Annotated in this window: 1 protein-coding gene and 1 pseudogene; one reads left to right on the forward strand and one right to left on the reverse strand. The window is 31.8% G+C overall.

The features are described 5' to 3' along the window. Positions 1-280 precede the first annotated feature (280 nt). Positions 281-1201, forward strand: a pseudogene (locus AC1DJR_RS26715) (DMT family transporter). 93 nt (positions 1202-1294) lie between these two features. Here AC1DJR_RS26715 and AC1DJR_RS26720 read toward each other — a convergent pair. Then, complete coding sequence (locus AC1DJR_RS26720; protein ID WP_429688978.1) at positions 1295-2086, reverse strand: sulfotransferase family 2 domain-containing protein; 792 nt, start codon at positions 2084-2086, stop codon at positions 1295-1297. Positions 2087-2368 lie beyond the last annotated feature (282 nt).

Genomic DNA, 2368 nt, shown 5'->3' on the forward strand with positions numbered 1-2368 from the left:
CCCTAAAGATGAAAAAATAATGAAATAGAAATGGTATAAAATAAAATTTGGATGATAAAGTAATACGTTTAAATATAAATAGAAGGTAAGGATTACCTTTTTGTGTTAATTTAGTTGTCGAATGAACAATAATGTTTTTGATCTTATATGAAAAGGTTAAGTGAAAAATAGCTATCCAGTTCTTTTTCACTTAACCTTTTTGTATTTTTAAGGGATTTTACWTAAGAAAAAATCTATAATTAAGGTAGTTAACATATAYTTTTTGATGGGTGTGGGGATTATGAAAGAAATATGCATGTTATTAGTGGCTGTTATATTATGGGGGACAGCCATTGCRCCAACRAAATGGGCATTAGAATCYATTCAACCRTTTACTTTGTTATTTATTCGTCTTTTCYTYGCRGGKGGGATTTGTATGTTTTTCTCATTTAACGAACTATAAAAAGCAGTTATACATAAACATATTCCGTGGAAAAGAATGAGTTTACTGTCTTTTACTGGTGTAGCTGGGTACTTTATGTTCACATCCTATGGTATTTCTTTAACAAGTGGATTACATGTTAGTATTATTGATGCTGCATTGCCATTAGTTACAATTCTTTTTTCAGCGTTCTTTCTGAAAGAGAAAATTCAGATGGATTATTGGATCGGAATTATGTTGGGCGCTATAGGAGTGCTCTTTATTACAATTCCATCTAGCGATACTAATCAAGAGGTGTCTTTAATAGGAGATATACTTATTTTATTAAGTACCTTTTTATTTGCGTTCTACACAGTTTTGTTAAAACGGCCAAAACAAGAACGACGTTTATCTAATAAAGTTTTCACTACAGTAACACTAATGGTAGGTGCAGCTATTGTGTTGCCATTTGCAATGATAGAATTTTTTTACTACGGTTTCCCAAAAATCGAAACATGGAAGATTGGATTTAGTGTATTATACCTTATTATTGGGGCAACAATTTTAGCATATTGGTTCTGGAATAAAGCGCTAGAGACGGTCTCGGCATCAATAAGTGGACTATACTTAAATGGATTGCCGTTAATAAGTATCATTACTTCAATTATCCTATTAAATGAATCTCTGACATGGAAGATAATAATGGGAGGGAGTCTAGTTTTAATTGGAGTAGGATGGGCGGATAAGCAAAAGTTACGTAATCTATTAAAGGGTAATAAAATGGATAGTAGGGACTGTTAAATTGTATGTTTTATATAGTTTAAATGTTAAAAAGATACCTCATATATATGTATAAGGTATCTTTTTATATTTAGCGAAGATAATGGACTTAAATTAGTAGGGATATTCTTTGTTATATCTATATGTATCGAAATCTTTTTGAAATATTGTTTTGACGAGCTGTATACATTCATCATCATAAAAGCTTTCAAAAGTCGGGTGACGAGGGAATAAAGGATCAGTAATATCGGCATCGCTGAAATTCCCTTTATAAATCATGGCAGGGGTTTGATGATGCCATGATGTTGAAAACTCATTTATCGGTGCAGGTTTTAATTCGAAATGTTTTTCTAATTCTTTCATTTCCTGATAGAAATTTTCTAAGTATATATAATTGGTTACATACTCTTCTTCAGCTGCTATATATTGTTGTGTAAAGTGAGCGTTAATATCATTTGCATGAGCACCTTTAGTAAATAGGTAGTATAAAAATTGTTTGAATGAGATTCCTTTAGGAGAATTTTCATTTTGATATAAAAACTTTCGAATGGGTTTCCATTCTTCATTTTCTACATAAGGAGGTGCAATTAAGGACACGAAAGAACTGACTGCTCTTCTAAACGGATTGCGAACCAGTTTGAAAGTTTCCTTTTGTTTATCTCGTAGTGCTACACTCAGCCGTATATTATAGGCCGGTGTACTTTTGTATATTTCATATTCGAAATTATGGATGAAGGGGTGATAGTTTAAAGCTGTTTGTAATAAATCAATCTGGTAAAAAAACCACTTAGCAAGGGAAGTACAACCACTTTTTTGACTCCAAAATAGAATGAGAGGAAAGTTTCTATGATAGTGTGGGCTTCTTGCATTAGTACTAATGATGTGTAATAAGGAAGGATCCAACAATTGATGCACTCCTTTCATGTATCTTGATTATATATATATGTAAAATAAAGATGAGGTATGAGTGTGTGGGATTTTTTTTTAGAAAATGAAAAAGAAATGTTGACTATTATTATATAGAGGTGTAATATAGGACAAGTCGCCGATAGCAACAACGAAGAAAGCGACAAAAGAAATAAAAAAACTTGGTTGACATTGAAATATGAAAATGTTAACATAAGGGAGTCGCAAATGAGCGGCAAACAAGTTCTTTGAAAACTGAACGAAACAAACAACGTGAACGTC

This window comes from Bacillus sp. 05T31, assembly GCF_056396725.1.